Origin of the sequence: Bradyrhizobium sp. SBR1B (genome assembly GCF_014198205.1) — a bacterium.
GTDB lineage: Bacteria > Pseudomonadota > Alphaproteobacteria > Rhizobiales > Xanthobacteraceae > Bradyrhizobium.
The window spans coordinates 1-7,186 of record NZ_JACIHC010000055.1 but is presented as its reverse complement, the minus strand read 5'-3'; the positions used below and the strand labels follow the sequence as shown (position 1 = coordinate 7,186).

The 7,186-nt window shown below is 57.9% G+C and carries 5 protein-coding genes and 2 pseudogenes; all 7 read left to right on the top strand.

Translation table 11 applies throughout. The features are described from left to right. Nucleotides 1–210 (top strand): annotated as a pseudogene (locus GGD61_RS39815) (shikimate kinase); the annotation flags it as partial. Between the two features lie 285 nt (nucleotides 211–495). Next, nucleotides 496–1,390 (top strand): annotated as a pseudogene (locus GGD61_RS39810) (IS110 family transposase); the annotation flags it as partial. A gap of 730 nt (nucleotides 1,391–2,120) precedes the next feature. After that, nucleotides 2,121–4,214, top strand: coding sequence for a type III secretion system export apparatus subunit SctV (sctV, locus tag GGD61_RS39805; protein WP_183232512.1), 2,094 nt, complete (start codon nucleotides 2,121–2,123; stop codon nucleotides 4,212–4,214). Then, a complete protein-coding gene (locus GGD61_RS39800; protein ID WP_183232511.1) occupies nucleotides 4,211–5,593 on the top strand; it encodes an FHA domain-containing protein in 1,383 nt (460 codons plus the stop codon). The genes sctV and GGD61_RS39800 overlap by 4 nt, the downstream gene beginning before the upstream one ends. Beyond that, nucleotides 5,590–5,844: a hypothetical protein gene (locus GGD61_RS39795; protein WP_183232510.1), complete on the top strand. Its 255-nt coding sequence runs from the start codon at nucleotides 5,590–5,592 to the stop codon at nucleotides 5,842–5,844. Before GGD61_RS39800 ends, GGD61_RS39795 begins: the two co-directional genes overlap by 4 nt. Then, nucleotides 5,771–6,064: an EscF/YscF/HrpA family type III secretion system needle major subunit gene (locus GGD61_RS41385; protein ID WP_312012858.1), complete on the top strand. Its 294-nt coding sequence runs from the start codon at nucleotides 5,771–5,773 to the stop codon at nucleotides 6,062–6,064. The genes GGD61_RS39795 and GGD61_RS41385 overlap by 74 nt, the downstream gene beginning before the upstream one ends. A gap of 23 nt (nucleotides 6,065–6,087) precedes the next feature. Next, nucleotides 6,088–7,065: a LysR substrate-binding domain-containing protein gene (locus tag GGD61_RS39785; RefSeq protein ID WP_183232508.1), complete on the top strand. Its 978-nt coding sequence runs from the start codon at nucleotides 6,088–6,090 to the stop codon at nucleotides 7,063–7,065. Nucleotides 7,066–7,186 lie beyond the last annotated feature (121 nt).

Sequence of the window (7,186 nt, the reverse complement as noted above, 5' to 3'; positions counted from 1 at the left end):
CCGCTGTTGCAGACCGAAGACCGGAAGGACAAGATCACGCAGCTGATCAGCGAGCGCTCGCCGTTCTATCAACTTGCCGATCTCACGATCGTCCCGGGAAAGCGTAATAACAGGAGCGCGGATCAATGCTTGGTCGCGCTGCATGCCCATCTTTGCGGCGAGGCAAGCGCGGAGCGGACACCGTCCAATATCATGAGCGCGGCACCATGACCTCGCCGCTCACAAGGTTGATTGTCGCAGCGATCGCACCTTCTAAATCCGCATGGCTTCGTGACCCTGATGAAACGGATTCATCAAGCGCCAAAAGGGATTCTGGTTCGGCCACCAACGCGGTCGCCAAGAAGGTCGTCGCTCGCGCCGAGCCAAGCAGGCCATTCTCGCCGCGGCAGAGGTGCTCCTGCTGAACGCGGGACAGGCACCTAGAACGTGGTCGTTGTTCGAACGCCACGAAGGAGGGACCGTTCCGTGAAGCAGGTTATCACCATTGGGCTGGATCTGGCCAAGCACTTTTTCCAGGTTCATGGGGCGGATGCCGAGGGCTCACCCGTGTTCAACCGGAAGCTACGGCGCAGCGAAGTTCTGCGTTTCTTTGAGAAGCTGCCAGCGTGCCTGGTGGGGATGAAAGCATGTGGTAGCGCCCACTATTGGGCGCGCGAGATCGCAGCTCTCGGTCATGAGGTGCGGCTCATTCCCCCGGCTTATGTTAAACCCTTCGTCAAGCGAGGCAAAACGGATGCGGCGGACGCGGAGGCCATCAGCGAAGCGGTGACCCGAAAGACCATGCGCTTCGTGCCGATTAAGACAGCCGAGCAACAGGCTGCCGCGATGGTGCTGAAGACCCGCGCTCTTCTAGTGCGGCAGCGAACGAGACGGTTAACGCGCTGCGCGCGCATTTGGCCGAATTGGGGATCATCGCCACGCGGGCATGGCAAAGGTTGAGGCGCTGATTGCGATCGTGCGGGACAAGACAGATGTCCGCCTGCCCGCAGCGGCGCGCTTCGCCCTGATGGCGATTGCCGATGAGATCGAAGCTGCAGCGGACCAGATCGACAGGCCCGAGCGCGCAACTATTGTGGAGGCCAAGCGCGACGAGGACATGCGTCGGTTGACCACGATTCCTGGCGTCGGCCCCATTACAGCGGCGACCATCAAGGCGCTTGTGCCAGATCCCGGAGGGTTCACGTCAGCTCGCCACTTCGCGGCCTGGCTGGGATTGACGCCACGGTCGTATTCAAGCGGAGGCAAAGAGCGGCTGGGGCGGATATCAAAGATGGGGAATCCGGAGCTCCGCTCTCTCCTCGTCGTCGGGGCAACGGCCGTCTTGCGGGTTGCCCGAAACGACGCGCTGAGCCGGCCGTGGCTGAAGGCGCTTCTTGCCAGACCGCCTGCATTCCCGCCGAAGATAGGTCTCCTGGTCCGAGAACGGGGCGGCATGATAATTGCTGCCTCTGGACAGGTCAAACTGATCTTGAAACGAGCTTTCCAAACCACCGCTGCGGCTTATCGGGCCGTGACAAGATCAATCAAGACCTAGGAGACGGCGTCATGTTCCGGCAAAACGATGGTATCAGTTGGACGATCCTTACCTGTTCGCGGGAGCCGATGGGATCGACGCTGGATGCCGCGCGCATCTCCAATCGCTCCGAGGACGCGAACATGATTGATCGTTTTCCGCCACGACACTGTTTTGAAGGCGACGGCCGGGAGATTGCAAACGCCAATTCGGAGCGATGCTTAGAGCCATCTCGGAGCCTAAGAAGCCCTCCTGCATGCGTTACGCGACCCTACTTCGTAAGCTCAGGGAAGTTCTCAAGAACAAGGCCGCGCGGGGAATCGCTGCTTATGTGCGTGCTGAGGATGGCAACTGGGACTGATAAATCGACCTCAATCCCGCCACGCGCGTCGCACCGCCGAACGCTGAATTTGCGGACAAGGGGACACTGCCCATGCAAGGCGGTTTCTACCATTGTCACGGGACGGCGCGGGCCGATTTCGAGCGCCAGGAGTGTTAGCCAAAACATTTGGGCAAGTATCAGCGCGAAGGCGGGAACCCGTCTGCGGTTCGTCGCATCGCTGGTGCCAGACACGCACCTACAGAGGATGCAGCGCGGGTGGCTAGTGTGAAGCTTCTTGATAGAGTCCGAACGGTCGTGTCCGGCCGTAATGATATTGCTCTGGTGGCGCTGCTGATCACGATTATCTTCATGATGATCATTCCACTGCCGCCGGTCCTCATGGATGTGCTACAGGCCGTCAGCCTGGGACTCTCGGCACTCATGCTGATGATGGCAGTTTACATTAAATCCCCCCTTGCGTTCGTCTCCTTTCCTTCAGTGCTCTTGGTGACGACGCTCTTTCGGCTGTCGCTTGGCGTCGCCGCGACGCGCACTATCTTGCTTCATGCAGACGCCGGCCAGATCATCAAAACCTTCGGGGAGTTCGTGGTGGCCGGCAATCTCGTGGTGGGCGCAGTCACCTTTTTGATCATCACAATCGTTCAGTTTGTCGTCATCACCAAGGGATCTGAGCGTTCGGCGGAGGTCGCTGCACGGTTTTCTCTGGATTCGATGCCGGGCAAACAAATGAGCGTTGACGGCGACTTGCGTGCCGGCAGTATTGATATCCGAGAGGCAAGTCGGCGCCGCGTTGCGATTGAGCGCGAGAGCCAGCTGTACGGCGCCCTGGACGGCGCCATGAAGTTTCTTAAGGGTGACGCCATCGCGGGCTTGATCAGCATTGCCGTGAACATCATAGGCGGGATCGCTATTGGTTCGTTTCAAAAGGAAATGGGATTGTACGAGGCGCTCGAGGTCTATGCGATCCTGACCATCGGAGACGGCCTCGTCGGTCAAATACCGGCTCTCTTCACGGCGATTACAGCGGGATTTATCGTTACGAGGGTTAGTGACCAAAATAGCGCTGCAGATCTCGGCAACGAAATCGGCGACGAGGTCAGCGCACAACCACGTGCGCTCATTGTCGGGTCATTCATTCTCCTCCTCTTTTCGTTCGTGCCTGGCTTTCCGACGGGAGTCTTCATGATCTTGGCGGTCGTAGTCGGAGGCAGTGGCTGGCAACTACAACGTAATCGGCGGCTGGCCGCGCCGGCAGTGCGTCGCTACATGACAGGAGGAGCGCGCTTAACGGCGTCGGACGAGCCGGCCGGCGGCGACGATGGAGCCGCCGATAATGGCATCACGTTCACCGTGCCACTGATGATCGACATTGGTCACGACCTTCAGGCGGTCATTCCTCCCGATCTGCTAAAGAAAGCATTGGATGCCGAACGGCAAACCCTCCTTCTTGATCTCGGCGTCCCTCTTCCAGCGATCAATTTGCGAGTGAACGACAGCTGCAAGGACGGAGCGTATGTCATCATGGTAAATGAAATACCATGCGGCGAAGGGCGACTGCGATCGCAACATCTTTTGGCACGCGATAGTCCTGAGAACCTCGATCTTCTAGGCATTCCATATGATCTGGACAAATCCTTCCTTCCTCGGATCGAGACGGTCTGGGTGGACGCCATACATCGCGCATCGTTGCGAGCTGCGAACATCCCTTTCTTGGAGTCGGTTCAGATCCTTAGCTACCACACTGGTCAAATCCTGCGCAGGCATGCTGCCGAGTTTGTCGGGATCCAGGAGACAAAAACTCTTTTGAATCGCATCGAGGCGTGGTTCCCGGAACTGGTAAAGGAAGTGCTGCGCTCAGCGCCTCTGCAGAAGATTTCAGAGGTCTTTCAACGACTAGTCGAGGAGGGGGTTTCATTGCGTAACATGCGCACCATCCTCGCCGCACTGGTCGAACGGGCACAGATCGAAAAAGACATTGTCCTGCTGACCGAACATGTGCGCTGTGCGCTAAGGAGGCAACTCTGCATCCCGTATTGTATCGGCATGAACCTGCTGCCCGCCTACCTTCTCACGCCAGAAGTGGAAGATGTGGTGCGCAATGCCATTCGGCAGACTTCCGCCGGCAGTTATCTCGCGCTCGACGCTCGAACCACAAGTCAGATCATTGACGCGATACGCGAGACTATCGGCAACCTTAACCAGCAGCCGCACAAGCCGGTGCTGCTGGCTTCGATGGATATACGTCGATACGTACGCAAGGTCATCGAAACCGACTTCTACGAACTTCCAGTGCTATCCTATCAGGAGCTTCCCCCCGATATCTCCATACAGCCATTGGGAAGGATATCACTGCAATGAGAAAAACGAACACGGAACAAGGTGTTCTCACGGGCGATCAGACCCAGCTGTCCTTGCATGTGCTATCTGGCCCCAACAAGGGGGCCGAGACATCGCTTGGCGATGGAGCGTGGCTAGTCGGTAGCCATGACGCTGACGACCTTACCTTCGCAGATCCGGAACTGGTTGACTCACATCTTCGTATTGTCATCGAGGCCGGGCACATCCAGATCACGGCACTCGCACCGGGTGTGCTCATCGGCGGGAGTGATTGTCTAACAGAGTGCCCGACCACCCTCGATCCACGCACTCCGGTTCAGGTTGGGCGGACGATTTTCAGTATCGGCCCGACCGGCGGCAGCTTTCCCGAGATCGACTCCGTGGACGAGTACAGAAGGCTGCATGGAGAGCATGCCCCCTCAACTCCCGAAGAGCCGGCACCCCGGAGGCGAGGAGCTGGTCTCGTGGTGAACTCGCTACCTCGGGCATTTCGGCTAGGCGCGGCCGCTTGCGGCCTTGTGATCATCGTCTATGGAGGTTGTGCCGGGATGGAGCGGGTTGTTTCCTATCTCACCCCGGCCGCCGTTCCGGGTACTGACTCGATCAAGATTGCCAGGAACGTCCTTGGCGATTTGGACGTCGGACGCGGCGTCAGGATCGCGCTCTCCGATGATAACCTGATCATCGACGGGGACTTGCGACCTGGAGAGGCTACAAGGATCAAAGCAGCTCTGCGCGACGCCGGGCTAACAGCAGATGTAACACCTAAATCGGGGACCGCCACTGTTCTGTCCGATGAGAAAGTCATTGATCTGTCAGCAACTATCATGCGGGCATTCGGCATCGACGGGAGTATTCGCGTTGGGAGCCCCGGAGCGATATCAGTCGCGGGATATGGTCCGAGCGATGCAATTGTCAAAGCGGCCGTTCGCCAACTGCAGCTGGATATTCCTGGGGTCCGCACAATTAATGACACGGTCGCAACGCCAGACCGCGCGCGAACCTTTCTAGAGACAGCGACAACAGCCGAACTCCGTCGCATGATTCGTATCGTGGTGAAGCCAGACGTCGTCCTCGTTTCCGGGACGCTAACCCCAGCCGCCTATAGCGAGTGGCAGACCGTTGCTTCCCGCTTCGAGGAGAAGTTCGCGTCCCACATCCGGCTCGAGGCACACTGTTCGCCCGGAGTATTGCCGCTGGCCAGAGGGGTACACCTCGGCCGGTCTCCATTTATCATCGTTCAGAACGGAACGCGCCTAAAAGTCGGCGACAATATCGATCATTTCGGCAAGATCGTTGTCATTGAACGCGACGGAGTGCTTGTGCGTATCGGCGAGGCCGACGTGCACGTTCCCTATCTGATCAAGCCGGAATGGATAGCAGAGGAGGGGCGCCTGTGAGCGAACATCTTGCCGGGCTGGAGCTGCACAAACGACTGGTAGACGACATCGATGGCGCAGAGTTGTCTGCTCTGGAGAGAGAGTTCGAGAGTTGGCGACAATCGTTAAAGCGTGACATGGATGGCGGCGTCACGAGGCGTCATTTCGACGCATTGTACACATTACTCGACGCAATAGGTGCCGCAACTGAAGTTGTCAGTACAACATGGATGCGCCACCACAGCGCACTATCCTCCGGCTTGGAGAGGTGAGGTGGATTTCAGGACGATAAGTGGCTCACTTGGCCGATCTGTTCAGGCATCGGAACGCAGCTTGAGAAGTCACATGGCGACGATGAGTCCGGACGACACCATGGATCAACTCAAGCTTCAGCTCTCAATGAACACACACACTACACTGTTGAGCCTGAATTCGACCGTTATCAAAGCGGTTCACGAAGCGCTCAATGGCATTATCCGGAACATCGCCTGAACTACGGACGAGTCTAAAGCGCTATGTCTTCAAGCTTTATGCAACTACGTCATCTGCGATATTTCACGAGCATCGTGGATGCTGGTAGTTTTTGCCAAGCAGCGGCGACAATCCACGTAGCGCAGCCGGCCCTGAGTCAGCAGATAGCTGCCTTGGAAGCCGAGCTCGGCGTCGCGCTGCTGCACCGTAGCGTACGCGGCGTTCGCCCGACTCGCGAGGGCAAGGTGTTTTATCGTGAGGCAACGTCCATTCTTCAGCACGTGGAGCAGCTGCGCTGCATCATTCGCTCTACGGCAAGAAAGCCGGAAGGTGCTGTCAGGCTCGGCATGTTCTCAGCGCTCGCCGCTTCGTTCGCCTGCACCTTGATGGAAGCTAGCCGGACAATGCTTCCGAAAGTACGCCTCCATCTTGTTACGGGTGACTCTCTTCACATGAAGTCGCTCATCACATCACGTGCGCTTGATATCTGCGTTGTGCTTGAGGATGAACCCACCTCAGGTGTTAGGCGCCGGCCACTCTTTCAACAGCATCTTCACCTGGTACGTCCTCCCGATACAGGAGAAGTCGCTTCCGCCGTTTCTCTTGAGGAATTAGCCGAGCTCCCTCTTGTGTTGCCGACGCGCCCCAACACAATTCGCGACGCATTAGATCGGAGGTTTGAAGTGGCCGGCGTGATGCCGAACTGCATCGCAGAAGTTGACACGTTCGCCAGTGCGGTCTCCTTCGTCAGGGCTGGTCTCGCAAGTGCGATCCTGGCCAAGGGTGACATTCCCGATATTCCAAGCCACGAAGATCTGAGGGCGCTCGTGATAGATCCACCTATCCATATGACCGCGTGCCTCATCTCCTCTGGCGACGTCGCCTTCGCCGCTGAAGCCGTGAGCGCCTTGCTGATCGCGCAGGTGGGAAAAGTGCCTCACATGAGACCCCTTGCGGGATCCGAGCCGATTACGCCCCCTGATCTCGATTCAAAAGTCGAGGCCCTAGCGGTTGGCGAGTGACAATGCAGTGATAGGCAGGTTCGCCTTCTAGCAGGCTGTTGAAGAACTCAGCCGCGTTCGCAAACGAAGCCTGAATCGTCGCCATTGTGTATGTAGAAATGGCCGACGAGCCTGCCAGCAG

Excerpts from the sequence above, each read along its gene's own strand:
- GGD61_RS39785 (WP_183232508.1), top strand. The coding sequence starts at position 6,088 with ATGTCTTCAAGCTTTATGCAACTACGTCATCTGCGATATTTCACGAGC.
- GGD61_RS39800 (WP_183232511.1), top strand. The coding sequence starts at position 4,211 with ATGAGAAAAACGAACACGGAACAAGGTGTTCTCACGGGCGATCAGACC.